Below are 24,260 nucleotides of genomic sequence, written 5' to 3' on the forward strand. Positions count from 1 at the left end.
GCTACAGGGGACTGTGTGTCTTCAGGAGATGCTGCGTGGCAGCCAGAAAAACATCGTCACGCAGAAAATCGTCAGGCCGATGCAGAACCACATGAATTGGCGCAGCCGGCGTTCTCCCGCCTGTGCGGCGAATGCCGGCAGGGGCATGCCGCATTGGCGGCACTCGGTTTCTTGTGCGGGGTTGGCGAGTTGGCAATATAAACAGACGGGCATGGCACTCACTCGAACTGTTCCAGACGCAGACGATCGAGAATGGCGATCAGGCGGCCGTCCTGGGTGATGATTTTTTCATCGATCAGGCGACGGATGATCCGCGAAAAGGTTTCCGGCTGGATCGACAGATGTCCGGCAATCAATTGCTTGGCCATCGGCAGTTCGAATTGGCTGTCAACGGTTTGCTGGCGCACCAGTTGCGTCAGCAGATAGCGCACGACCCGGTGGGTGGCGTTTTTCAGGGACAGGGTTTCGATTTCGTTGACCCGTTGGTGCAGGCGAACGCAAAGCTTGCCGAGCAGTGCAAAGGTCAGCCGGCTATTGCTCTGCAGCAGGCGCATGTAGGTGTTGTTGGATAACCGATAGAGCTGAGTCGGGCAGATCGCTTCGGCCGAGGCCACATAGTTCGGGGTGTCCATCAGCATCATCGCCTCGGCAAAGGTTTGCCGATCACCAATGACCTCAAACACTTTCTCCTGCCCATCCGGTGTCAGGCGGTAGATTTTCACCGCCCCGGCAATCACGAAATAAAACGAGTCTGCCGGCTCGCCCTGGCGGAACAACGGTTCGCCTTTGTCGATGCTCAACAAGTGGCTGGTACTCATCAATTCATCCAGCTGTTCTTCGTTCAACGGCTCGAACAAGTGATGACTGCGCAGAATCTGGTGATGGACGCGATGAAGCACCATAAGAATTCATCCTGAAGATTGAGGAGGGGATGGCGGTCAAGTCAAACGAGGCCCAGCGAGACGCCGCTGGCCAACGCCAGAACCGAGGTCAACACCACAAACCAGGCCAGTGGCTGGATGACTTTTTTCATGACGACTCCTGGGGATCGAGAGGGATCAAGGCTTCTTTGATTGCTGAAAGCTTGAGCAAGACGCGGGCCATGCCCGGAGGCCTTTGTTTATTAGGCTTGTCAGATAGGAGGGTAAAAAAGACCACGAAGTTTAGGGTTTTAAAGACCATTAAGGGGTCATTTATACCCTGAATGGATTTCATCGGCGGCACGCGAGGCTTGCTACTGGCGCGGATCAGCATCGGGGCACGCCCCTTGCACACTTGATCTGCGACAAAGGCAATTGATCGTCAATACCCGATGATTGCCCCCGGACTTACCTTGACGCGTGCGGGTTGGCGTCAGGTCAGCAGCAAGGTAAAGGAGTGGCTTTATGCAAGTGCTTGACCGCCGTAAAGCGATGGCTATCGCGCCGCTGTTACGTTTGGCCTTTCGGCCATTTTTCCTGGCTGGCTGCCTGCTGGCGGTGCTGGTCATTCCGCTCTGGCTGGCCGCCTTCAGTGGTGGGCTTTCCGTCTGGCAGCCGGCGGGTGGCTGGTTGGGCTGGCATCGACACGAATTGCTGTTCGGGTTCGGCTTGGCGATCATCGCGGGCTTTCTGCTGACGGCGGTGCAGACCTGGACCGGTCGTCCCGGCATCAGCGGGCGACCACTCGCCGCGCTGGCGTTGCTGTGGTTGTTGGTGCGCGTGGCCTGGCTGGTCAATGCACCGTTGCCCGTGCTCGCGGTGCTGGAATTGGCGTTCCCGCTGGCGGTGGCCGCGCTCATGGGTTTCACCTTGTGGAAGGTGCGGCAGAAACGTAACTACCCGATTGCGGTGGTGCTGCTGTTGTTAACGGCGGCCGACGGGTTGTCCCTGTACGGCCTGGTCGAAGGTCATGAAGGCTTACAGCGTCAAGGCGTACTGACCGGCCTCTGGCTGGTGGCGGCGATGATGGGCTTGATCGGCGGGCGCGTCATTCCGTTCTTCATCCAGCGCGGCCTCGGCAAGGTCGAAGGCGTTACTCCTTGGCCCTGGCTGGATTGGCTGCTGCTGATTGGCTCACCGATGGTGGCGTTGTTGTACGCCGCCGGACCTGCGCTTGACCCCAATCTAGGGGTGGGCCTGTTGTTCGCCGTGTTGGCCGCCGGGCATCTGGTACGCCTGGTTCGCTGGCATGATCGCGCCCTCTGGCGTGTGCCGCTGCTGTGGTCGTTGTACCTGGCTTATGCCTGGTTGGCGGTGGCCTGTCTCGCAATGGCGCTGTGGCATTTCGGTGTGCCGATTAACCCGAGTCTGGCGGTGCATTGCCTGACCATCGGCGCCATGGGTGGCTTGGTGCTGGCGATGATCGCGCGGGTCAGCCTGGGGCATACGGGCCGCTCGCTGGAGCCGCCGTCGGGCATGACTCTGGCGTTCATTTTGCTCAACCTGGCGTGCTTGAGCCGGGTCGTGTTGATCTTGTTCTTTCCCTTGCCTGCGTTGTGGCTGGCCGGTCTGTGTTGGGCGCTGGCGTTTGCGCTGTATGCCTGGCGCTATGGGCCGATGCTGCTGCGGGCCCGGGTGGATGGTCATCCAGGCTAAGCAAGTGAATTGATGGAGGCTGCCGGTGTTATATCCCTTTTTACTGGTCACCCACTTGCTGGCGGCGATTGCCTTCATCGGCACGCTGTTTTTCGAGGTGGTGATCTGGCACAACGCCCGCCAGCAGGTGGCGGTTACCGCGCAAACGAGCGCCGATCAAGCGATAGCAGTGCGTTCACGCAAGGTGCTGCATGGCGTGGTGTTGCTGTTGTATGGCGCCGGCATCAGCTTGGCGTGGCAACACCGTGGTGTATTGAGTCAGCCGCTGGCGAGCAGTTTTGGCACGTTGCTGAGCCTGAAGATCTTGCTGGCCCTGAGCATCATCGGCCATTACTTCCTGCTGGCGTATTGGCTGAAAAGCGCACGACTGACCACGACCCGCGCCAGCTGGATTCGCCGCAGCATCCTCGGGCACATGGTGTTGATCGTGATCCTGGCCAAGGCCATGTTCTATTGGCACGGTTGATCGCCCGACATCCCAGACAGACAAAACCCGCGTCAACCGATGGGCTGGCGCGGGTTGGGTGTGAGCGGCAATCGATCAATGGCGAGGTTTAAGGGCGTTGACAAACAACACGTTGTTTTCCAGATGGATGTGTTGCATCAGGTCATCACGAAACTCCAGCAGCCCACGATAAAGGGCGCGCCAAGTGTTACAGGCATCGGCCGGCGGGGTGATGTTGTTGGTCAGCGCGAGCAACCTCTCCAATGCTTCGCCATGTTGATCATGTTCAAAGCGCAGCACCTGGATCGGCGGGGCAGCTTGAGGGCCGATGCCCTGTTGCAGCATCGGGAAGAGCACTTGTTCTTCCTTGAGCATGTGGCCTTCGAGTTCTTGTTGCATGTCGGTCAGCAGATCGGCCAGGCCGTTGGGGCAGCTGCTGCGCGCACCGTGGACCTGCTCGACGCGACGGGCCAGGCGAATCAGTTCCGGCAGTTGCTCGCGATGGCGGGCGTGGTAGCGGGCCAGAAGATGGGCGATCAACAGTTCCGACGGTTCGTTGCGCCAGTCGTGTTGGGTTTCGCCGGTGTCTTGCAGTCGGTGCAGCGCATCGGCGATCAGGGCCGGATCGAGGTCTTTGCCAGCGGCTGCTTCGCGCAGGCTTTTATGCCCGCCACAACAGAAGTCCAGTTTGAAGGTGTGGAAAATCCGCGTGGCGCCGGGAATGTCGCAAGCCAGTTGGCCGAGGCTTTGTTCCAGTAGGGTCAGGCTCATCAGGGGTTCCTTGTTTGGATTTCAACGGTTCCCCAAGTTCATTGCACCCGGCATGCCATATTTAACGTGTTGAAAAATATCACTTATTTTTTAGTTGTGGTGATAGGCACCCGGACGCATTAGGGTGAATCCAACCATAGAGGGTAATAACTACCATGCTGCGTGAAAGCCTGGCGGCCGACCTGATTGTCGAGTTGCCCAATGCTGTGCGGTTGCAACGACTGGTCCAGACCCTGCGCGAGTACTTCAACAGTGGCGCCGTGGGATTGCTGCGTCTGGATGACGACAGCCTCAGGCCGGTCGCGACGGTGGGGCTGGTGCATGAAGCGTTGGGCCGCCGGTTTGTCATCGCCCAGCATCCGCGGCTGGCGGCGATCATGGCGTCGCGCGAACCCACCTGGTTCGAACCCGACAGTCGCCTGCCGGACCCCTATGACGGCTTGCTCGACAATCACGCCGGCGAACCGATGCCAGTGCATGACTGCATGGGCGTAAGCCTGTATGTGGAGGGGCGGATCTGGGGCGCTATCACCCTTGATGCGCTGCACGCCGGGACCTTCGACAGCCGTGCGCGGGAAGAACTCAAGCGCTGCACCTTGCAGATCGAAGCCGCCGTGCGAGTCACCCGGCTTGAGCAGGAAAACCGCAGCCTGCGCTTGTCCCGCAGCGATATTCAAGACGTGCGGCGGTCAGCGGATGAGGGCGAAATCCTCGGGCAGAGTGAGGTGCTGCATCAGTTGCTCAATGAACTGGACGTACTGGCCGATTCCGAGCTGCCGGTATTGCTGCTGGGCGAGACCGGCGTCGGCAAAGAATTGTTCGCAAGGCGCTTGCATCGTTTGTCGCGCCGCAGTCATAAGCCGCTGGTGCAGGTCAACTGCGCCGCGTTGCCGGAGTCTCTGGCAGAGAGTGAATTGTTCGGCCATGTCAAAGGCGCATTTTCCGGCGCCACCAGCGACCGTGCCGGACGTTTCGATGCGGCCAACGGTGGCACGCTGTTTCTCGACGAAGTCGGTGAGTTGCCATTGGCCGTGCAAGCGAAGCTGCTGCGCACCCTGCAGAACGGCGAGATCCAGCGCCTCGGCGCCGACAAACCGTTGCATGTCGATGTGCGAATCATCGCTGCGACCAACCGGCACCTGCCGGACAGCATCCGCGACGGCTTGTTTCGGGCCGATCTGTATCACCGGCTCTCGGTGTACCCGGTGCCGATTCCGCCGCTGCGCGAGCGCGGTAACGACGTGTTGATGCTGGCCGGGCATTTCCTTGAACTCAATCGGACGCGGCTCGGCCTGCGCGGTTTGCGTCTGTCGCCGGCGGCCGAGCGAGTGCTGCTGACTTACAGCTGGCCGGGCAACGTGCGCGAGCTGGAGCATGTAATCAGTCGAGCCGCGTTGAAGCAGCTCAGTCGCGGCAGCAGTCGCACGCTGATTATGACGCTGGAGCCCGAGATTCTGGACCTCGACAGTGCCATGGCCGGGCAGGGCGCGGTCGTCGAAAGTCCCCTGGACGTGACGGCGGATGAGCCGTTCCAGCCCTTGGGTGAAGCGGTCGACGATTACCAGCGCAAAAAGATTCTCCAGGCCTTGAGCCTGTCCGGGGAGAACTGGGCCAGCGCCGCGCGGATTCTGGAAGTCGATCCCAGCAACCTGCACAAACTGGCTCGGCGTCTGCGTCTCAAATAAGGTTGATGGTGGTCAAGGTGGTCTTGCGCAGTACATCGCACACTGGGCAGAACATTTTTGGAGATCACCGTCATGCCCCTTTCCCTGGCACAGATGCGCCGCAACTACACCCTTTTTGGCCTGCAAGACGAGTCGGCGCTGGACGACCCGATGGCGATGTTCCGGCAATGGCTGCAACTGGCCCGCGACACCGAGCGCGCGCCTGTCGAAGCCAACAGCATGGTGTTGGCGACGGTCGACAGTGAAGGGCGCCCGCACTGTCGCGTCCTATTGCTCAAGGGGTTTAGCGATGAAGGCTTCACCTTTTTCGGCAATTACCAGAGTGACAAAGGCGAGCAACTGGCCGTTAACCCGCATGCGGCCATGACCTTTTTCTGGCCGGGGCTGGAGCGTCAGGTGCGCATCGAAGGCCAGGTCTCCAGGCTCGACCCGACGCTATCGGATGCGTACTACGATTCCCGCTCACAGGACAGTCGCCTGGGCGCCTGGGCTTCACCGCAAAGCCGGCCGCTGGCCAATCGGGCCGAGCTTGAATCGCTGTTGATACAAACCACCCAGCGTTTTGCCGGCAAGACCGTTCCGCGGCCCGAGCATTGGGGCGGTTACTGCCTGCACCCTGAACGTCTGGAATTCTGGCAGGGCCGTGCCGACCGCTTGCATGACCGTCTCGATTACCGTTTGCGCGATGGCGCATGGCAACGCAACCGCTTGGCGCCTTGAATAGATCGAGTAGCAATGGAGAACAATGTGGGAGCAAGCTCGCTCCCACAGGTTTTGTGTGCGCTACACAATCTTCTTATGTCCCTGACGAGGTACCTCCTTGGAGGAATAGGCTCACTGCGGATTCCGGTTCAGGCTTTGTCCCATACCCTCATTTACGGGAAGGCTTGGATATGGCCCATCTGGCGCAACGCACGTTTGAACCCCTGAACATTGCCGTGCTGACCATCAGCGATACGCGCACCTTTGACACCGATACCTCGGGGCAGACCCTGACGGATTTACTGCAAACGGCCGGGCATGTGTTGATCGATCGTGGTCTGGTCAAAGACGACATTTATCAGATCCGCGCCAAGGTCTCTCACTGGATCGCCGACCCTCAGGTTCAAGTGATACTGATGACCGGCGGCACCGGCTTCACCGCGCGCGACAACACACCGCAAGCGGTTTTGCCGTTGCTGGACAAACACGTGGAAGGCTTCGGTGAACTGTTCCGTCAGGTGTCCCTGGCGGAAATCGGCATGTCCAGTTTGCAGTCACGGGCATTGGCCGGGATGAGCAACGGCGTGCTGGTGTGCTGCGTGCCGGGTTCGCCGGGCGCGTGTCGAACCGCCTGGAACCAGATCCTGCTCGAACAATTGGACAGCCGCACAGGCCCGTGCAATTTCGCCCCGCATTTGAAACCGCAAGTGCAACGGGTCATCGACGCCTGCGAGACACGCTCATGACTGGCCGGGTGTGTGACCTTGGCAGCTTGATGCCGGTAGACGAGGCCATCAGCCGCTTACTGAATCAGGCACCGCCGCCGCCCCTGGCGCAAAAGATCGGACTGGAGCAAGCCTTGGGGCGGGTGCTGGCAGCGGACATTCATTCCCCTGTCAACCTGCCGGCCTGGGACAACAGTGCCATGGACGGTTATGCCCTCAGGGCCGCAGACCTGCCACCGGACGGTGGCTATTTGTCGATTGGCGGACGAATTGCAGCGGGGGATCAGGCGTGCTCGCCCTTGCTCGCGCAGCAGGCGGTGCAGATCTTTACCGGCGCGCCATTGCCGCCGGGTGCCGACACGGTGGTGCCGCAGGAGCGCTGCCGGATCGATGGCGAGCGCGTCTGGTTCCCGCCCGTAACCGCGGGCGATCACGTACGCAAGGAAGGCGAGGAGGTTCGCCGGGGAGACCTGTTGCTCCAGACCGGCAAACGCCTGCGTGCGCAAGAAGTGGGGTTGCTGGCCGGCGCTGGCATTGCGCGGGTCGAGGTCTATCGACCGTTGCAGGTGTGCTTGCTCAGCAGCGGCAATGAACTGCGTGAGCCGGGCGATCCATTGGCGCCCGGGCAGATTTACAACAGCAATCGTTACTGCCTCGCGGCGTTGTTGAGCGGTTGGGGCGTCGAAGTGCATGACTATGGCGTCATGGCCGATGAGTTGGCGGCCAGCCGGCATGCCTTGAGCCTGGCGTCCTCGGAATGCGACCTGTTGTTGAGTTCTGGTGGCGTCTCGGTGGGCGAGGAAGATCACCTCAAACAGGCCATCGAGGAACTCGGCAGCCTGGACTTCTGGCGGCTGGCGATTCAGCCGGGTAAACCGCTGGCCTTTGGCGAAGTGGCCGGCAAACCCTGGATCGGCATGCCGGGCAATCCTTCGGCAGCGCTGATTACCGCGTTGGTGGTGGTGCGTCCGTTCCTGCTCAGGGCCCAGGGCGTGCAAGACGTGTTGCCGGTGCCATTGGCCGTGCCCGCCGGGTTTGACTGGTTGCAGCGCAACAAACGTAGGCAGTACCTGCGGGCACGGTTGACGCCGGGTGCTGACGGCCAGCTCAGTGTGGAGCTGCACCCTCAGCAAAGCTCGGCGATGTTGACGGCCGCGTGTTGGGCCGACGGGCTGGCGGTGATCGAGTGCGAGCAGCAAGTGCTCAAGCACGACAACGTGATGTTCCTGTCCTTCGCCGACCTGATGCATTGATGGCAATTGATTGCCGTCAAGGCTCTGCCTGCCGGTCTCGCTAGACTGGCAGCGCGTTTTTCCATGAGGATTACCCATGCAACTGGTCTGCCCGGCAGGGAACCTGCCTGCGCTGAAAGCGGCGGTGCGCGAAGGCGCCGATGCCGTCTATGTCGGTTTTCGCGATGACACCAATGCCCGGCATTTCGCGGGGCTGAACATGGACGACAAACAGTTCGACGCGGCGGTCGCTCACATCCGCCAGCATCAACGCAAACTCTACGTCGCGGTCAACACGTACCCGCAACCCAAGGGCTGGGAACGCTGGCAGCGGGCGGTCGATCGTGCCGCCGATTACGGCGTGGATGCGTTGATTGCCGCCGACCCCGGGGTGCTCAACTACGCCAGCCAGCGCCATCCGCAATTGGCGTTGCATCTGTCGGTCCAGGGTTCGGCAACCCACGCTGCGGCCCTGGAGTTTTATGCGCAGCGCTACGGGATTCGTCGCGCGGTGCTGCCGCGGGTGTTGTCGTTGGCGCAAGTGCGTCAGGTCGCCGCGAGCAGTCCGGTGCCCATCGAAGTCTTTGGCTTCGGCAGCTTGTGCATCATGGCCGAAGGGCGTTGCCATCTGTCGTCCTACATCACCGGCGAGTCGCCGAACCTGTGCGGCGTCTGTTCTCCAGCCAAAGCAGTGCGCTGGAGCGACGACGCCGACGGCTTGAGTGCACGGCTCAGTGAAGTGCTGATCGACCGTTACACCCCTGATGAGCCCGCCGGTTACCCAACCCTGTGCAAAGGCCGTTTCCTGGTCGGCGGCAAACGCTTTCATGCGCTGGAAGAACCCACCAGCCTCGACACCCTGGATTTGCTGCCGGAATTGACGGCCATTGGCGTTGAGGCGGTCAAAATCGAGGGCCGGCAACGCAGCCCGGCCTATGTCGAACAAGTCACCCGCGTCTGGCGCGCCGCACTGGATGCCCATCGTGGCTCGCCGGGCAGTTTTCGGGTCAAGGAGGAATGGCGCCGGGTGCTGGCCGGTTTGTCCGAAGGCAGCCAGACCACCCTGGGTGCTTACCATCGATCATGGCAATGAGGGAGGCGACATGAAGCTCAGCCTGGGACCGGTCCTGTTTTATTGGGACAAAGAGCAACTCAGCAATTTTTACGCCGAGATGTCGGCTTTACCCCTGGATGTGATTTATCTGGGGGAAACCGTGTGCTCGAAACGCCGGGCCTTTTCACTGGATCAATGGCTGGGGCTGGGGCGCGAGTTGCAGGAATGCAGCCAGGCACAGTTGGTGATCTCCAGCCTGACGCTGATCGAAGCGGCGTCCGAGCTCTCCAGCCTGCGGCGGCTCTGCGACAACGGCCAATTGCTGGTGGAGGCCAACGACATGGGCGCGGTGCAGTTTTTGGCCGAGCGCAAGTTGCCGTTCGTGGGCGGCCCGGCGCTGAATGTGTACAACGGTCATACGCTGGCGCAACTGCTGGACTGCGGGATGACCCGTTGGGTGCCGCCGGTGGAATGCTCGGCGGCGTTGATTGGCGATGTGCTTGATCAGGTGCGCGAACTTGGCCGTGAGGTGCCGGAAGTCGAGATCTTTGCCTATGGGCATTTGCCCTTGGCTTATTCCGCACGCTGCTTCACGGCCCGAGCGGAAAACCTGCCCAAGGACGATTGCCGGTTTTGCTGCCTCAACTACCCCGACGGCCTGCCTCTTACCAGTCAGGAGGGGCAGGCGATGTTTACCATTAACGGAATACAAACGATGTCGGCCGAGGTGACCAATCTGCTGGCGGACTACGCCGGGTTGGTGGCCTGTGGGGCCGATGTGTTGCGTCTGAGCCCTCGCGCTCAGGGCATGGCCGAGGTCATTGGCGCCTATCAACGGGTTCGTCTGGGCGAGACACCGCCGCTGTTCGTCGACGGTTGTAATGGCTACTGGCATGGCCAGGCCGGCATGTTGCGCGTCGAGGAGGTCGGCCTGTGTTGAACCGAAAAAAGTGGCTGCTGAAAGGCGCCGACCGGTTACTGCCGCTGGTGCGTCGAGTGCCCTTTGCGGTGCAGCGCCTGGCGTTGCAGCAGGCGCTCAATCGCTGCCTCGCCGAGCCTTTGCGCGATGGTGAATTTGAAGTGTTGCGCGGGCGTTGGTTGTGCCTGCGGATCCCGGACCTGGGGTTGACCTGGTTCTTGACGCTGACACGTCAAGGGTTGCGAATTGCTGAACACGCCACGGCGCATGTGACTATCAGCGGTAACTGGCGAGAGTTTTTATTGCTGGCGAGTCGTCAGGAAGATCCGGACACGTTGTTCTTTCGCCGGCGTTTGGTGATCGAGGGTGATACGGAGTTGGGGTTGGCGTTGAAGAACCTGATCGACAGTCTTGATCCTGATGTATTGCCGGTGTGGTTGTGGCGCAATCTGGAGCGGGCGGGGAAGGGGTTGGCGGCGGGATGACCATAGATGTGGGAGCGAGCCGCCTCGCTCCCACATTTTGATGAGTGTGTCCGCAATATTTGTGCCCAACGCATAACCCTGTGGGAGCGGGCTTGCCCGCGATGGCGGTTGTACATTCAACATTGATGTCGGCTATTCCACTGCTATCGCGGGCCCGCTCCCACAGGGTTTTTGTTGTTCTTCAGGCCATCGTTTCCTGGCGGTTTTCATGCTGCCGAGCATCACTCGCAATTCGTTGCCTGATCTCTTCAAACAACTCATCACTCTCTGCCTGCGTGCAGTCCTCGCCATAGCGCTTACGCAACCCGTAATGGCTAAGAATCAAATGCACATCCGCGTGCAGACCATGCTGCTTCAAGCAGTTTTCAACGCATTGCAGCGGGCAACCGTCCAGCGCAAAAATCCGCCGTCCCGAGCGTGCCTTGTTGACCAACGCCGCCACATGCCCGCCGACCCCGACGATGCAGGACATTTCCGCCAGGCCGCTGCGATCAAGCCGCACGGCCAGGGTATTGGCCAGTTGGGCGACGTTGGAGCAGCCTGAGCAGGAGTAAATCAGGGGCAAGGTTGAACGGGACATGAGCGCTCTCCATGGGTGGACTTCTTCAGTGTGCAAGGCCGGTGGCATTGCGCATTGACTGCGGTCAATTCCGTCTATTGGAAGGCCGCGAGATCCTCTTCGGCGAGGATGCTGATGTTGCGTCGTTCCATCGCGATCAGACCGCTGTCCACCAGGCGGTGCAAGATCCGCGAAAAGGTTTCCGGCTGAATACCCAGCTTCGAGGCGACCAGGCGTTTGGACACCTGCAAGACAATCAAACCGCTGACCGGGTTGCGCTCCTGGAACAGAAAATTGATCACCCGCCGGCTCGCGCTGGCCATGGTCAAGGTGTCGATGTCCCGCAGACGCAGGTGCAAGTGCACACTCATGCTCGCCAGGATCGCCAGGCAGACTTTCGGCTGGTCTTCCAGGGCGTTGCGGTAATGGCTGCCTTCGATACTCACCAGCACGCTGTCCTTCAGCGCCGTGGCGCTCACCGGGTAGAGACGGGCCTGGCTGAACAGCAACGCTTCGGCAAAGGTCTGGCCGGGCTGAATGATCTCCACCAGGTTTTCCTGACCTTCGCCGGTAAGCCGGTACAACTTGATCTGGCCGCTGACCAGCAGGAAAAAGCGCTTGGCCGGATCCCCTTGGTGCATGAGCGTGCTGTGACAGCTCAGGCGCTTGAGCATCGCCAGGCCGCAGACTTCCTCGAAGATTTTCTCCGGCAGTTGGCTGAACAGATGGTGACGACGCAACGTTAAAACGATGGAAGGGTGGGTCAGCATGGCGTACCTCCGCTGACGCTCATAGTAGAGAGCGCGAGCCGGATGACCTATGCCTCTGCCGGCCTACCTCTAAAGAGGCATGCTCCTCAGCCCGCATTGCGCAAGTGCTCCATGGCCCACACCGCCGCCTCAACCCGAGAGCGCAAACCGAGTTTGTGCAGCAGGTTTTTCACGTGAACCTTGACCGTGCCTTCGGTGATGCCCAGCTTGTGCCCGATAACTTTGTTGCTGAAGCCGCTGGCGATGGTTTTCAGCACCTGACGTTCACGCTCGGTCAGTTCCACCACGGTCTGGCGCTGTGGTGAACGCAGTGCCTGGGCCATGACTTGGGTCAGACCCGGACTGATCACCAATTCGCCGTTCAAGGCATTGCGGATGTACTGAATCAACAGTTCGGGTTCCATGTCCTTGAGCAGGTAGCCGTCGGCATCCAGACGCAATGCGTCGCGAATATCGTCTTCGGCATCCGAGACCGTAAACAGCAGCACCTTGCCGGTGTAGTGCATCGCCCGTAATTGGCGCAGGGTTTCAATGCCATTCATCAGCGGCATGTTGTTATCGAGCAACACCAGATCCGGTTGCAGCGGCTCGATCAGACTGAGTGCTTCTTCGCCGTTGTTGGCTTCACCGACGATCAGGAAATCATCTTCGAGTTCGAGCATCTGGCGGATGCCGTGACGCATCATCGGGTGGTCGTCGACCAGCAGGATGGTGTGTTGCAGGGACGGGTTCATGTGGCGCTACCTTCTGTTTGCTGCCCGAGAAACTCCGGTTGGAATTCCAGTTGGACGAGGGTGCCTTGCGGCTCCCTGGACATTATTTTGAGTTGACCGCGCAAGCTGCGGGCCCGCTCATCCATGATTTTCAGGCCGTGGTGTTCGCGCTGGTCGACGTCGCCGCTGAAGCCACGCCCGTCGTCTTCGACGACGAGCCTCACGGTTTCACCGTCCTGACGCAGTTGCAGCCAGGCGTTTTGCGCGTGGGCGTGGCGTAGGCAGTTGGAGAGCGCTTCGCGGGTGATCTGCAAGATGTGGATTTGCTCGCTGGCCGATAACTGAAAGGCCAGCGCGTCGACGTGCAGGTGTACCTGGAATTCCCCGCGCCTGGAAAACTCCTCGGCGGTGTCCTTGAGCTCCTGCACCAGTCCCGCATCGTGAATCTGCAGGCGAAAAGTGGTCAGCAACTCGCGTAACTGACGGTAGGCATTGTTCAGCCCTTCGCGCAGTTCGGCGGTGACGTTTTCCAGGGTTTCGATCGGTTCGCCACGGCGCATCAGGGTTTGCAGGCGGCTGACTTGCAGCTTCATGTAGGACAGGGCCTGGGCCAGTGAGTCGTGCAGTTCGCGGGCAATGATCGTGCGCTCGTCGAGCAGCAGCAGGCGATGATCCTGTTCCCGTTGGCGTTTGAGCGACAGCGAGGTGCCGATCAGATTGGCCAGGGCCTGGATCAATTGGGTTTCCCAGGCTTGCGTCGGGTGCCCGTCGACAAAGTGCGCCTTGAGTTCACCCAGTTCACTGCCCTGATTGCTGATGCTGAACGTTTGCGGGCTGGCTTTATGGTGCTTCTGACACGTGGCGCAATCACTGCTGGCGCAGACTTCCCGGATGTTCGCGCCGTGGAGGGCGAGCAACTGCTGGGCCGGTGCCTGCATTTGTCCTTGCAGGCACAGCGACAGACGCAAGCCGGGCAAGCGTTGCTGGAAGCGTCGGATCAACTCATCCAGCCCTTCGGCATTGGCCAGGCGTGTGGCCAGGCTTCGACTGCTTTGGTACAGCAACTCGAGGGCGGCATTAGCTTGTTGCAGGTTCAGGGTTTTTTGCTGGACCTGACTCTCAAGGGTGCGATGCGAGTCTTCGATCGTCTCGGCCATGGCGTTGAAGCTCGTGGCCAACTGGCCCAGTTCGTCCTGGGACTGATGATTGACCCGCACCTTGAAATCGCCGCGACGAAAGCGCTGGGTCGCGTCCACCAACTCTTTCAAGGGCATGACGACCCCGTACTGCAATTCGTAGAGGCCAATCAGCAGGACGAACAGGGTGGTGAACAAGGCCAGGCCCTGGATCAACTGTTGCCAGCCTTGCTTCTGTTCGCTTTGGCGCTGCAACAGGTTGACGAACTGGTTCAGTTGTTCAACGAAGGGCAGGGCCTGGACCTGAAAGTAGGCGGCATCGCCGCGCTCCAGTGCCGGGTGCAAATCCTCGTCCCATTGCTGCTGGATTTGCCCGTAGCTGATTTGCAGGGCGGCGCTTGGGCCATCCTCCAGCACCGCCTTGAGTGACTGGCTGGTGAGTCGGGTTTGCAGGCTGTCGGTGATGGCGGCGATTTCTTCGTCGGTTGCCCCCGCGGCCAGTTCCCAGCTCAGGTGGTAAGTCTCCATGCGCACCGAGCCTGCGGTGTTGATGGCGGCCGCATCGCCCTGGCTGAACCAGGCGATCAGTCCGGCGCTCAACGAACTGGCGAGAGCGAGCACGGCGATCAGGATCACGGCTAGCCCGGCGCGAGCGGGCAGGGAGCTGCGCAACCAGCGAATCATCAGCGCAGGTCCCGGAAAAAATCAGGAAAACAGAGCACGTGGAGCTCCAGGAAGGGGTTTTGTCGCCGATCCCGGGCGCGCTACCTCTAAAGAGTTGTCGACTGATCCTTGTCAGCAAAAACCTTGGCAGAAAACCTTAAGACGCTGATAAACAAACGGTTTTAGGGTTTTCCTGTACTACCTCCTTAGAGGTAGACCGCACAAGCATAGGCCTATGCCCCCTAGGGCTTCGTTGACATGGATCAAGTTTTTGCGGGGTTCGCCTCTCTAGTCTGCCGCCATGGCTAATTGATTGGAGAGCATTTGTGAACCAACCGCGTGTACGACAAGGCTTGGTGCTGGGCATGAGCACGCTGGCCTTCACTATGTGTTTCATGGTCTGGATGATGTTTGCCGTGCTCGGTGTACCGATCAAGGACCTTCTCCAGCTCAACGAAACTCAGTTCGGCCTGCTGGCCGCGACCCCGGTCCTGACCGGCTCGCTGGTGCGGTTGCCACTGGGCCTGCTGACCGACCGCTTTGGCGGGCGCAGTGTGTTCTTCCTGCTGATGCTGGCCGGCGTGACGCCGCTGTACCTGATCAGTCACGCCACCGCCTACTGGCAGTTCCTGGTGCTGGGCTTGTTCGTCGGCCTGGCCGGCGGCTCGTTCTCGGTCGGGATCGCCTACGTCGCCAAATGGTTCGACAAAGAGAACCAGGGCTTCGCGATGGGCATCTTCGGCGCCGGTAACGCCGGAGCTGCGGTGACCAAGTTTCTCGCCCCGGCGCTGATCGCTGCTGGCAGCTGGCAGCTGGTGCCGAAAGTCTTCAGCGCGATCCTCTTTATTACTGCGTTGTTGTTCTGGTTCCTCAGCGCCGAAAACAAGGACCACCGCAGTGCTACCGGCGCCACCTTGCGTGGGCAACTGAGCTCGCTGAAGGACCCAGCGGTGTGGCGCTATTGCCAGTACTACTCGATCGTCTTCGGTGGTTATGTCGCCCTCGCGCTGTGGATGACCAAGTACTACGTGCAGGAATACGGTTTCAGCCTGCAAAGCGCGGCGTTGCTGGCGGCCTGTTTCTCCCTGCCTGGCGGCGTGCTGCGCGCGGTCGGCGGCTGGATGTCGGATCGCTGGGGTGCGCAAAGCGTGACCTGGTGGGTGTTGTGGGTCAGCTGGATCTGCCTGTTCCTGCTCTCGTATCCGCAAACCCAACTGCAAGTGCAAACGATCAACGGCCCGGTGGATTTCCACATCGGCCTCAATCCCGCGCTGTTCACCGTGCTGCTGTTCGTCATGGGCATCGCCTTCGCGTTCGGCAAGGCCTCGGTCTTCAAGTACATCGCCAACGACTACCCGAAAAACATGGGCGCGGTGTCCGGCATCGTCGGCCTCGCCGGTGGCCTGGGCGGGTTCGTGCTGCCAATCCTGTTCGGCGCCCTGGTGGACCTCACCGGCGTGCGCTCTTCCTGCTTCATGTTGATGTACGGCGTGGTCTGGGTCTCCCTCACCTGGATGTACTTCAGCGAAATACGCAAAAGCGCGGTGCTGGGTAAAACGCCGCTGCTGACCCCGTCCCCGATTTCCAGCATTGCCCTAGGAGAAGAACATGTCCGTTCTGCAAAAGCCTGACAAAGGCCCGGTCATTCATGACTGGCGCCCCGAGGACCCAGCGTTCTGGGGACGTAGCGGCAAACAGACCGCCACGCGCAACTTGTGGATTTCCATTCCTGCGCTGCTGCTGGCCTTTGCGGTGTGGATGGTCTGGAGCACGGTGATCGTGCGCTTGAACGCCATCGGTTTCACCTTCACCACCGACCAGCTGTTCTGGCTGGCGGCGTTGCCGGGGCTGTCCGGGGCGACTTTGCGCGTCTTCTATTCCTTTATGGTGCCGATCTTCGGTGGCCGTCGCTGGACCGCCCTGAGCACCGCGTCACTGTTGTTGCCCTCTATCTGGATGGGCTTCGCCGTGCAGGACCCGAGTACCTCCTACAGCGTGTTCGTGTTGATTGCCTTGCTCTGCGGTTTTGGCGGCGGCAACTTCGCGTCGAGCATGTCCAACATCAGTTTCTTCTATCCCAAGTCGCAGCAGGGCACGGCCCTTGGCCTCAACGCCGGGCTGGGTAACCTGGGCGTCTCGGTGATGCAGTTCTGTGTGCCGCTGGTGATTACCTTTGGCGTGTTCGGTTTCATGGGCGGTAAGCCTCAAGCCCTGCCGGACGGCGGTCAGTTGTGGTTGCAGAACGCCGGTTTCATCTGGGTGCCGTTTATTGTCCTGGTGACGGTGCTGGCCTGGTTCGGCATGAATGATTTGTCCAGTGCCCGCGCTTCTTTCAGCGAGCAGGCGGTGATCTTCAAACGCAAACACAACTGGCTGATGTGCTGGTTGTACCTGGCGACCTTCGGTTCGTTCATCGGTTTCTCCGCCGCGTTTCCGCTGCTGATCAAAACCTCGTTCCCTGATGTCATCGCTTTGAAATTCGCCTTCCTCGGCCCGTTGGTCGGTGCGCTGGTACGCCCATTGGGCGGCTGGCTGGCGGACAAGCTTGGCGGCGCGAAAGTGACCTTGTGGAACTTCGTGCTGATGATCGTGATGGTCTTTGGCGTGTTGCACTTCCTGCCGCAAAACGGCACAGGCGGCAACTTCTACGGCTTCCTCGGCATGTTCATGCTGCTGTTCATTACCACTGGCATCGGCAACGGCTCCACCTTCCGCATGATCCCGGTGATCTTCCGCACCCAGCATGAAAAAGCCTCGGCCGGAAAACCACCCGCCGTGCGCGAACAAGCGCTGAAAAATGCCGGTAAAGAGTCAGCCGCGGTCCTGGGCTTCAGTTCGGCCATGGGCGCCTTCGGTGCGTTCTTCATTCCCAAATCCTTCGGCACTTCGATGGCCCAGACCGGCGGCCCGGAGATGGCCTTCTACATGTTCGTCGGCTTTTACCTGAGCTGCATCGTCGTGACCTGGTGGTGGTACGCGCGCAAAGGCGCCGCGACACCCTGCTGAGTCGAACCGAATCTAACCATTGCGTGGGCGGGGCACAGACTCCGCGACAAAGCCTGAGAGGACTACACCGTGAGTCATTTACTGGATCAATTGCGGTTTTTCAATCGCAAGCAAAACGAGTTTTCCGACGGTCATGGCGAGACCCGCAAAGAGTCTCGCGACTGGGAGAACGTTTACCGTTCACGCTGGCAGTACGACAAGATCGTGCGCTCCACCCACGGGGTGAACTGCACCGGCTCCTGCTCGTGGAAGATCTACGTCAAGAACGGCCTGATCACCTGGGAAACCCAGCAGACCGATTACCCGCGTACCCGCAACGATCTGCCGAACCATGAGCCCCGTGGCTGCCCGCGTGGTGCCAGTTACAGCTGGTACATCTACAGCGCCAACCGGCTCAAGTACCCGAAAATTCGCAAGCCGTTGCTCAAGCTCTGGCGCGATGCGCGGCAAACCATGGCGCCGGTGGAAGCCTGGGCCAGTATTGTCGAGGACAAGGTCAAGGCCGACTCCTATAAAAGCAAACGCGGCATGGGTGGCTTCATTCGCTCCAACTGGGAGGAAGTCAACGAGATCATCGCTGCGTCCAACGTCTATACGATCAAGCAATACGGCCCTGACCGGATCGTCGGCTTCTCGCCGATCCCGGCCATGTCGATGGTCAGCTACGCCGCAGGGTCGCGTTACCTGTCGCTGATCGGCGGCGCCTGCCTGAGCTTTTATGACTGGTACTGCGACTTGCCACCGGCCTCGCCGATGGTCTGGGGCGAGCAGACCGACGTGCCGGAATCGGCCGACTGGTACAACTCCAACTACATCATTGCCTGGGGCTCCAACGTCCCGCAGACCCGTACCCCCGACGCGCACTTCTTTACCGAAGTCCGTTACAAGGGCACCAAGACTGTGGCGATCACCCCGGATTACTCGGAAGTCGCCAAGCTCACCGACCTGTGGCTGAACCCTAAACAAGGCACCGATGCGGCGCTGGCCCAGGCGTTCAACCATGTGATCTTCAAAGAATTTCACCTGGACAAACCGAGCGCCTATTTCACCGACTACGCCAAGCGCTTTACCGATTTGCCGGTGCTGGTGCTGCTCAAGCAAATGGTCGACAAGGCACCGGGCGCCGGTTACCAGCCGGACCGCTTCCTGCGCGCCAGCGACCTGACCGACAACCTTGGCCAGGAAAACAACCCGGAATGGAAAACCATCGCCCTGGATGTCAGCGGCGAACTGGTGTCCCCTCAGGGCTCCATCGGTTATCGCTGGGGCGAGAAGGGCAAGTGGAACATCCTGCCTCGTGAAGGCGGCGAAGGCCGTGAGATCGATCTGAAACTGAGTCTGATTGGCGATGACGTCGCCGAAGTGGCGTTCCCGTATTTTGCCGGCGAGTCCCACGAGCACTTCCAGCACGTGGCCGGCGATGCTGTGCAATACCGTCGCGTGCCGGTGCATAACGTGGTGCTGGCGGACGGAAGCGTGGCCAAAGTGGCCACCGTGTTCGACCTGTCGGCCGCCAACCTGGCGATCGATCGCGGCCTCGGTGGCGAAAACGTCGCCAAGGATTACGACGACGCCTCGGTGCCTGGCACCCCGGCGTGGCAGGAGCAGATCACCGGCGTCAGCCGTGAGAAAGCCATTCAGATTGCCCGTGAGTTCGCCGACAACGCCGACAAGACCAAGGGTCGCTCGATGATCATCGTCGGCGCGGCGATGAACCACTGGTACCACATGGACATGAACTACCGCGGGCTGATCAACATGCTCATGCTCTGCGGGTGTGTCGGCCAGACCGGTGGCGGTTGGGCGCACTACGTTGGCCAGGAAAAACTCCGTCCGCAATGCGGCTGGCTGCCATTGGCGTTCGGCCTGGACTGGAACCGTCCGCCTCGCCAAATGAACGGCACCAGCTTCTTCTACGCCCACAGTTCGCAGTGGCGTCACGAGAAAATGAGCATGCACGACGTGCTCTCGCCATTGGCCGATAAATCACAATTCCCCGAGCATGCGCTGGACTACAACATCCGCGCCGAACGCGCCGGCTGGTTGCCCAGCGCACCGCAACTCAACACTAACCCTTTGCACATTTGTCGCGACGCGGCTGCGGCCGGCATGGACCCGAAAGACTACGTGGTCAAGTCGTTGCAGGACGGTTCGCTGCGTTTTTCCTGCGAACAGCCGGACAGCCCGGTCAACTTCCCGCGCAACATGTTCATCTGGCGTTCCAACCTGCTGGGCTCCTCGGGCAAGGGCCACGAGTACATGCTCAAGTACCTGCTGGGCACCAAAAACGGTGTGATGAACGAAGACATCGGCCAGGTCGGCGACTGCAAACCCGAAGAAGCCGAATGGGTGGACGAGGGCGCCATCGGCAAGCTCGATCTGGTCACTACGCTGGACTTCCGCATGTCCTCGACCTGCGTCTATTCCGACATCGTGTTGCCGACCGCAACCTGGTACGAAAAAGACGACATGAACACCTCGGACATGCACCCGTTCATTCACCCGTTGTCGGCTGCCATCGACCCGGCGTGGGAATCGCGTTCCGACTGGGAAATCTACAAAGGCATCGCCAAGGCGTTTTCCAGTATGTCCGAAGGGCACCTGGGCGTTGAGAAGGACCTGGTGACCATCCCGCTGATGCACGACAGCGTCGGCGAATTGGCCCAACCGTTTGGCGGCACCGACTGGAAAAGCGCCGGCGTGGCACCGGAGCCAGGCAAAAACGCGCCGAATCTGCATGTGGTCGAGCGTGACTACCCGAACATCTACAAACAGTTCTCGTCCCTCGGGCCATTGCTGGAGAAACACGGCAACGGCGGCAAGGGCATCAACTGGAACACCGAAGACGAAGTGAAATTCCTCGGTGAACTCAATCACAAAGAAGGCGATGCCGGTATCAGCCAGGGTCGGCCGAAAATCGACACGGCCATCGACGCAGCTGAAGTGATTCTGTCCCTGGCGCCGGAAACCAACGGCCAGGTGGCGGTCAAGGCCTGGGCTGCACTGTCGGAATTCACCGGCATCGATCACAGCCACCTGGCGCTGTCCAAGGCCCACGAGGCCATCCGGTTCCGCGACATTCAGGCACAGCCGCGCAAAATCATTTCCAGCCCCACCTGGTCGGGTCTCGAAGACGATCACGTCAGCTACAACGCCGGCTACACCAACGTTCACGAAGGGATCCCATGGCGCACCATCACCGGTCGCCAGCAGTTCTACCAGGATCACCCGTGGATGCAGGCGTTCGGCGAACAACTGATGAGTTATCGGCCGCCGGTTAACACCCGCACCATTGAAGGGGTGAAAGGCAAGCGCAGTAACGGCCACAAGGAAATCGTCCTGAACTGGATCACCCCGCACCAGAAGTGGGGCATCCACAGCACCTACAGCGACAACCTGCTGATGCTGACCCTCAGCCGTGGCGGGCCGATTGTCTGGCTCTCGGAGAACGACGCGAAAAGCGCAGGCATCGAGGACAACGACTGGATCGAGTGCTTCAACATCAACGGTGCACTGACTGCCCGTGCGGTGGTCAGCCAACGGGTCAAGGACGGCATGGTGATGATGTACCACGCCCAGGAACGGATCGTGAACGTGCCCGGTTCGGAAACCACCAAGACCCGTGGCGGCCACCACAACTCGGTCACCCGAGTGGTGCTCAAACCGACCCACATGATCGGCGGCTATGCCCAGCAAGCCTACGGTTTCAACTATTACGGCACGGTCGGTTGCAACCGCGATGAATTCGTCGTGGTGCGCAAAATGTCCAAAGTCGACTGGCTCGATGGTTCAAGTGGCGATGACTTGCCGCGTCCATTGCCGACCGATATTGAGGAGAACTGAGATGAAGATTCGCTCACAAATCGGCATGGTTCTGAACCTGGACAAATGCATCGGTTGCCACACTTGTTCGATCACCTGCAAAAACGTCTGGACCAGCCGCGAAGGCATGGAATACGCCTGGTTCAACAACGTCGAATCGAAACCCGGGATCGGCTACCCGAAAGAATGGGAAAACCAGGACAAGTGGAAGGGTGGCTGGATCCGCAATGCCAACGGCACGATCAACCCGCGCATCGGCGGTAAATTCCGCGTGTTGGCGAACATTTTCGCTAACCCGGATCTGCCGAGCCTCGACGACTACTACGAACCGTTCGACTTCGATTACCAGCACCTGCACACCGCGCCGCTGGGCGAGCATCAACCCACCGCGCGCCCGCGTTCGCTGATCTCCGGCAAGCGCATGGAGAAAATCGAGTGGGGCCCGAACTGGGAAGAAATCCTCGGCACCGAATTCGCCAAGCGTCGCAAGGACAAGAACTTCGAAAAGATCCAGGCGGACATTTACGGCGAGTACGAAAACACCTTCATGATGTATTTGCCGCGCCTGTGCGAGCACTGCCTCAACCCGACGTGCGCAGCGGCTTGCCCGAGCGGGGCGATCTACAAACGTGAAGAAGACGGCATCGTCCTGATTGACCAGGAGAAATGCCGTGGCTGGAGGATGTGCATCAGCGGCTGCCCGTACAAGAAGATCTATTTCAACTGGAAAAGCGGCAAGTCCGAGAAATGCATCTTCTGCTACCCGCGTATCGAAGCCGGGATGCCGACCGTTTGCGCGGAAACCTGCGTTGGGCGCATCCGCTACCTCGGTGTGCTGCTGTATGACGCCGATCGCATCAGCGAAGTGGCAAGCACCGCCAATGAGCAGGACCTGTACGAGAAACAACTGGAGATCTTCCTCGATCCAAATGACCCGGCGGTGATTCGTCAGGCTCTGGCCGATGGCGTCCCGCAGTCGGTGATCGATTCAGCCCAACGTTCCCCGGTCTACAAAATGGCTGTGGATTGGAAACTCGCACTGCCGCTGCACCCGGAATATCGCACCTTGCCGATGGTTTGGTACGTACCGCCGCTGTCGCCGATCCAGAACGCCGCCACTGCTGGCACCGTCGGTATGAACGGGGTGATCCCTGACGTCGACAGCCTGCGTATTCCACTGAAGTACCTGGCGAACCTGTTGACCGCGGGCGATGAAAAGCCGGTCAAGCGTGCGCTTAAACGCTTGCTGGCGATGCGCGCCTACAAACGTTCCGAGCAAGTCGACGGCGTTCAGGACCTGCAAGTGCTGGCGGATGTCGGCTTGAGCGTGGCCCAGGTCGAGGAGATGTATCGCTACCTGGCAATCGCCAACTACGAGGACCGCTTTGTTGTACCGAGCGCCCACCGTGAAGACGCCATGAGCGACGCCTTCGCTGAGCGTTCCGGGTGTGGTTTCAGTTTCGGCAGCGGCTGTAGCGGCAGCTCCGACACCAACATGTTCGGCGCCAAGAAAGCCAACCGCCGCGACATCCTGAAAACCGTCCAGTTGTGGGAGGAATGAGCATGCAAATTCTCAAAGTGATTTCGCTGCTGCTCGATTACCCGACCGAAACACTGATTGGTGGTCGCGACGAACTGGAGCAAGCGATCATCCAGTCACGGGAAATCAGCCCGACGCAGCGCGGTGCGTTGTTCGAATTGCTCGAGCTGATCTGCGCCAATGACCTGATGGACGGGCAGGAGCACTACGGTGCGCTGTTCGGTCGGGGGCGCTCGCTGTCGCTGCTGCTGTTTGAGCATGTGCACGGTGAATCCCGCGACCGTGGTCAGGCGATGGTCGACATGATGGCGCAATACGAAGAAGCCGGTTTTGCCATCGGCGTCAAAGAGCTGCCCGATTACATCCCGCTGTACCTGGAGTTCCTCTCCACCCGCGAAGACATCGAGGCCCGCGAGGGCCTGGCGGATGTTTCGCATTTGCTGGCCTTGCTCGCTGCACGTCTGGAAGAGCGCGAAAGCGCCTATGCCAGCTGCTTCCGGGCGCTGCTGCAAATTGCCGGGGCCGAGCCGCATCAAGTGGTCGCCGACCTGCGGGCGCAGGTCGCGGCGGAACCTCGCGACGACTCCCTCGAAGCCCTCGACAAGATCTGGGAAGAGGAGGCCGTGGACTTCCTCCAGGCTGAACAGCAGGACCGTTGCAGTTCGCTGCCAAGCGCACCGGGCAAGGCCCGTGAGGAAAGCGCGGTGCCGTTGCATTGGGTGGATTTTCAGCATGAAGGGTTGGCCGCCGTGCCAGCCAAGGAGGTAGGCAATGTCTAAATGGAACCTGTTGTTGTTCGGGGTCTATCCCTACGTCGCCCTGGCGATTTGCCTGATTGGCAGCTGGGCGCGCTTCGATCTGTCGCAGTACACCTGGAAGGCGGGCTCCAGCCAGATGCTCAATCAGCGCGGCATGCGCGTGGCGAGCAACTTCTTCCACATCGGTGTGTTGTTCGTGCTGGCGGGGCATTTCGTCGGCCTGCTGACCCCGGCGTCGATTTATCACCACGTGATCAGCACTGAGAACAAGCAGTTGCTGGCAATGGTCTCGGGCGGGCTCTTCGGTTTGTTATGCCTGATTGGCTTGCTGATGCTGGTTAACCGGCGGCTCAGTGATCCTCGGGTACGCGCCACCTCCAGTCCTTCGGACATCCTGGTGCTTCTGGTGTTGCTCGCGCAATTGCTGCTCGGTCTGCTGACCATCGTCGCGTCTACCGGGCACATGGATGGTTCGGTGATGGTGATGCTCGCCGATTGGGCGCAGAACACCGTGCTGTTGCGTCCGGTGGAAGCAGCGGCGTCCATCGAGCCGGTCGGGCTGATCTACAAGTTGCATGTGTTTCTCGGTTTGACCCTGTTTGTCCTGTTCCCCTTCACCCGTCTCGTACACATGATCAGCGCACCGATCTGGTACCTGGGGCGTCGTTATCAAATCGTTCGTCAGAAGTACTGAGGAGA

General features: G+C 60.3%; 23 protein-coding genes. 15 read left to right on the forward strand and 8 right to left on the reverse strand.

Going from position 1 to position 24,260, the window contains the following annotated elements:
• Nucleotides 1–21: 21 nt before the first annotated feature.
• The 3 genes from ACWGZX_RS29385 to ACWGZX_RS29395 form a co-directional block, all read right to left on the reverse strand.
• Nucleotides 22–222 (reverse strand): protein DnrP, encoded by a 201-nt coding sequence (locus tag ACWGZX_RS29385; protein ID WP_452626588.1) that lies wholly within the window; start codon nucleotides 220–222, stop codon nucleotides 22–24.
• Entirely contained in the window at nucleotides 219–902 is a 684-nt protein-coding gene (locus tag ACWGZX_RS29390; RefSeq protein ID WP_222586740.1) for a Crp/Fnr family transcriptional regulator, read from the reverse strand. Before ACWGZX_RS29390 ends, ACWGZX_RS29385 begins: the two co-directional genes overlap by 4 nt.
• Before the next feature lie 127 nt (nucleotides 903–1,029).
• Nucleotides 1,030–1,254: a hypothetical protein gene (locus tag ACWGZX_RS29395; protein ID WP_452626589.1), complete on the reverse strand. Its 225-nt coding sequence runs from the start codon at nucleotides 1,252–1,254 to the stop codon at nucleotides 1,030–1,032.
• 131 nt (nucleotides 1,255–1,385) lie between these two features.
• Here ACWGZX_RS29395 and ACWGZX_RS29400 point away from each other — a divergent pair, with 131 nt between their 5' ends.
• Nucleotides 1,386–2,576 (forward strand): NnrS family protein, encoded by a 1,191-nt coding sequence (locus tag ACWGZX_RS29400; RefSeq protein ID WP_452626590.1) that lies wholly within the window; start codon nucleotides 1,386–1,388, stop codon nucleotides 2,574–2,576.
• A 25-nt stretch (nucleotides 2,577–2,601) separates the two neighbouring features.
• Nucleotides 2,602–3,042 (forward strand): hypothetical protein, encoded by a 441-nt coding sequence (locus ACWGZX_RS29405; protein ID WP_348128353.1) that lies wholly within the window; start codon nucleotides 2,602–2,604, stop codon nucleotides 3,040–3,042.
• A gap of 75 nt (nucleotides 3,043–3,117) precedes the next feature.
• Here the strand turns inward: ACWGZX_RS29405 and ytfE are convergent, their stop codons facing one another.
• Entirely contained in the window at nucleotides 3,118–3,792 is a 675-nt protein-coding gene (gene ytfE / locus ACWGZX_RS29410) for an iron-sulfur cluster repair protein YtfE (RefSeq protein WP_222586737.1), read from the reverse strand.
• A 155-nt stretch (nucleotides 3,793–3,947) separates the two neighbouring features.
• Between ytfE and norR the strand changes: the two genes are divergently transcribed.
• From norR to ubiT, 7 genes are all read left to right on the forward strand, one after another.
• The gene (gene norR, locus ACWGZX_RS29415; protein ID WP_452626591.1) at nucleotides 3,948–5,477 is read left to right on the forward strand and encodes a nitric oxide reductase transcriptional regulator NorR; all 1,530 of its coding nucleotides are present in this window, start codon (nucleotides 3,948–3,950) and stop codon (nucleotides 5,475–5,477) included.
• Nucleotides 5,478–5,549: 72 nt separating this feature from the next.
• On the forward strand, nucleotides 5,550–6,197 hold the full coding sequence (gene pdxH / locus ACWGZX_RS29420) for a pyridoxamine 5'-phosphate oxidase (RefSeq protein ID WP_222586735.1): 648 nt from the start codon (nucleotides 5,550–5,552) through the stop codon (nucleotides 6,195–6,197).
• Between the two features lie 173 nt (nucleotides 6,198–6,370).
• Complete coding sequence (gene moaB / locus ACWGZX_RS29425; protein WP_452626592.1) at nucleotides 6,371–6,925, forward strand: molybdenum cofactor biosynthesis protein B; 555 nt, start codon at nucleotides 6,371–6,373, stop codon at nucleotides 6,923–6,925.
• Nucleotides 6,922–8,157, forward strand: a complete 1,236-nt coding sequence (locus ACWGZX_RS29430) for a molybdopterin molybdotransferase MoeA (RefSeq protein ID WP_452626593.1) — start codon at nucleotides 6,922–6,924, stop codon at nucleotides 8,155–8,157. Before moaB ends, ACWGZX_RS29430 begins: the two co-directional genes overlap by 4 nt.
• Nucleotides 8,158–8,233: 76 nt before the next feature.
• On the forward strand, nucleotides 8,234–9,229 hold the full coding sequence (gene ubiU / locus ACWGZX_RS29435; RefSeq protein WP_149629724.1) for a ubiquinone anaerobic biosynthesis protein UbiU: 996 nt from the start codon (nucleotides 8,234–8,236) through the stop codon (nucleotides 9,227–9,229).
• Nucleotides 9,230–9,239: 10 nt separating this feature from the next.
• Nucleotides 9,240–10,130 carry a U32 family peptidase gene (locus ACWGZX_RS29440; RefSeq protein ID WP_452626594.1) on the forward strand — a complete coding sequence of 297 codons (891 nt, stop codon included), beginning with the start codon at nucleotides 9,240–9,242 and terminating at the stop codon, nucleotides 10,128–10,130.
• Nucleotides 10,124–10,594, forward strand: coding sequence for a ubiquinone anaerobic biosynthesis accessory factor UbiT (gene ubiT / locus ACWGZX_RS29445; RefSeq protein ID WP_222586732.1), 471 nt, complete (start codon nucleotides 10,124–10,126; stop codon nucleotides 10,592–10,594). Before ACWGZX_RS29440 ends, ubiT begins: the two co-directional genes overlap by 7 nt.
• Before the next feature lie 181 nt (nucleotides 10,595–10,775).
• Here the strand turns inward: ubiT and ACWGZX_RS29450 are convergent, their stop codons facing one another.
• The 4 genes from ACWGZX_RS29450 to ACWGZX_RS29465 form a co-directional block, all read right to left on the reverse strand.
• Entirely contained in the window at nucleotides 10,776–11,174 is a 399-nt protein-coding gene (locus tag ACWGZX_RS29450; RefSeq protein ID WP_222586731.1) for a putative zinc-binding protein, read from the reverse strand.
• Nucleotides 11,175–11,248: 74 nt separating this feature from the next.
• Entirely contained in the window at nucleotides 11,249–11,923 is a 675-nt protein-coding gene (locus ACWGZX_RS29455) for a Crp/Fnr family transcriptional regulator (RefSeq protein WP_282482941.1), read from the reverse strand.
• 86 nt (nucleotides 11,924–12,009) lie between these two features.
• A complete protein-coding gene (gene narL / locus ACWGZX_RS29460) occupies nucleotides 12,010–12,657 on the reverse strand; it encodes a two-component system response regulator NarL (protein ID WP_046047384.1) in 648 nt (215 codons plus the stop codon).
• Nucleotides 12,654–14,456, reverse strand: coding sequence for a HAMP domain-containing protein (locus tag ACWGZX_RS29465; protein WP_452626595.1), 1,803 nt, complete (start codon nucleotides 14,454–14,456; stop codon nucleotides 12,654–12,656). Before ACWGZX_RS29465 ends, narL begins: the two co-directional genes overlap by 4 nt.
• 305 nt (nucleotides 14,457–14,761) lie before the next feature.
• On the opposite strand from ACWGZX_RS29465, the gene ACWGZX_RS29470 reads away from it, so the two are divergent.
• From ACWGZX_RS29470 to narI, 6 genes are all read left to right on the forward strand, one after another.
• Entirely contained in the window at nucleotides 14,762–16,066 is a 1,305-nt protein-coding gene (locus ACWGZX_RS29470; protein WP_452626596.1) for an MFS transporter, read from the forward strand.
• Complete coding sequence (locus tag ACWGZX_RS29475; RefSeq protein ID WP_452626597.1) at nucleotides 16,044–17,441, forward strand: NarK family nitrate/nitrite MFS transporter; 1,398 nt, start codon at nucleotides 16,044–16,046, stop codon at nucleotides 17,439–17,441. Before ACWGZX_RS29470 ends, ACWGZX_RS29475 begins: the two co-directional genes overlap by 23 nt.
• A 69-nt stretch (nucleotides 17,442–17,510) precedes the next feature.
• Nucleotides 17,511–21,284, forward strand: coding sequence for a nitrate reductase subunit alpha (locus tag ACWGZX_RS29480; protein WP_222586726.1), 3,774 nt, complete (start codon nucleotides 17,511–17,513; stop codon nucleotides 21,282–21,284).
• Between the two features lies 1 nt (nucleotide 21,285).
• Nucleotides 21,286–22,824 carry a nitrate reductase subunit beta gene (gene narH, locus ACWGZX_RS29485; RefSeq protein ID WP_452626598.1) on the forward strand — a complete coding sequence of 513 codons (1,539 nt, stop codon included), beginning with the start codon at nucleotides 21,286–21,288 and terminating at the stop codon, nucleotides 22,822–22,824.
• A gap of 2 nt (nucleotides 22,825–22,826) precedes the next feature.
• Nucleotides 22,827–23,582, forward strand: coding sequence for a nitrate reductase molybdenum cofactor assembly chaperone (gene narJ / locus ACWGZX_RS29490; protein ID WP_282482947.1), 756 nt, complete (start codon nucleotides 22,827–22,829; stop codon nucleotides 23,580–23,582).
• On the forward strand, nucleotides 23,575–24,255 hold the full coding sequence (gene narI, locus ACWGZX_RS29495; protein ID WP_222586724.1) for a respiratory nitrate reductase subunit gamma: 681 nt from the start codon (nucleotides 23,575–23,577) through the stop codon (nucleotides 24,253–24,255). Before narJ ends, narI begins: the two co-directional genes overlap by 8 nt.
• Nucleotides 24,256–24,260 lie beyond the last annotated feature (5 nt).

The sequence above is a fragment of the Pseudomonas sp. CLCA07 genome, assembly GCF_053615335.1.

Bases quoted from the DNA above. Each gene is read 5' to 3' on its own strand.
- ACWGZX_RS29390 (WP_222586740.1), bottom strand. From the start codon at position 902: ATGGTGCTTCATCGCGTCCATCACCAGATTCTGCGCAGTCATCACTTG.
- ACWGZX_RS29395 (WP_452626589.1), bottom strand. From the start codon at position 1,254: ATGCTGATCCGCGCCAGTAGCAAGCCTCGCGTGCCGCCGATGAAATCC.
- ACWGZX_RS29400 (WP_452626590.1), top strand. From the start codon at position 1,386: ATGCAAGTGCTTGACCGCCGTAAAGCGATGGCTATCGCGCCGCTGTTA.
- ytfE (WP_222586737.1), bottom strand. From the start codon at position 3,792: ATGAGCCTGACCCTACTGGAACAAAGCCTCGGCCAACTGGCTTGCGAC.
- norR (WP_452626591.1), top strand. From the start codon at position 3,948: ATGCTGCGTGAAAGCCTGGCGGCCGACCTGATTGTCGAGTTGCCCAAT.
- pdxH (WP_222586735.1), top strand. From the start codon at position 5,550: ATGCCCCTTTCCCTGGCACAGATGCGCCGCAACTACACCCTTTTTGGC.
- moaB (WP_452626592.1), top strand. From the start codon at position 6,371: ATGGCCCATCTGGCGCAACGCACGTTTGAACCCCTGAACATTGCCGTG.
- ACWGZX_RS29430 (WP_452626593.1), top strand. From the start codon at position 6,922: ATGACTGGCCGGGTGTGTGACCTTGGCAGCTTGATGCCGGTAGACGAG.
- ubiU (WP_149629724.1), top strand. From the start codon at position 8,234: ATGCAACTGGTCTGCCCGGCAGGGAACCTGCCTGCGCTGAAAGCGGCG.
- ACWGZX_RS29440 (WP_452626594.1), top strand. From the start codon at position 9,240: ATGAAGCTCAGCCTGGGACCGGTCCTGTTTTATTGGGACAAAGAGCAA.
- ACWGZX_RS29450 (WP_222586731.1), bottom strand. From the start codon at position 11,174: ATGTCCCGTTCAACCTTGCCCCTGATTTACTCCTGCTCAGGCTGCTCC.
- ACWGZX_RS29455 (WP_282482941.1), bottom strand. From the start codon at position 11,923: ATGCTGACCCACCCTTCCATCGTTTTAACGTTGCGTCGTCACCATCTG.
- narL (WP_046047384.1), bottom strand. From the start codon at position 12,657: ATGAACCCGTCCCTGCAACACACCATCCTGCTGGTCGACGACCACCCG.
- ACWGZX_RS29465 (WP_452626595.1), bottom strand. From the start codon at position 14,456: ATGATTCGCTGGTTGCGCAGCTCCCTGCCCGCTCGCGCCGGGCTAGCC.
- ACWGZX_RS29475 (WP_452626597.1), top strand. From the start codon at position 16,044: ATGTCCGTTCTGCAAAAGCCTGACAAAGGCCCGGTCATTCATGACTGG.
- narH (WP_452626598.1), top strand. From the start codon at position 21,286: ATGAAGATTCGCTCACAAATCGGCATGGTTCTGAACCTGGACAAATGC.
- narJ (WP_282482947.1), top strand. From the start codon at position 22,827: ATGCAAATTCTCAAAGTGATTTCGCTGCTGCTCGATTACCCGACCGAA.
- narI (WP_222586724.1), top strand. From the start codon at position 23,575: ATGTCTAAATGGAACCTGTTGTTGTTCGGGGTCTATCCCTACGTCGCC.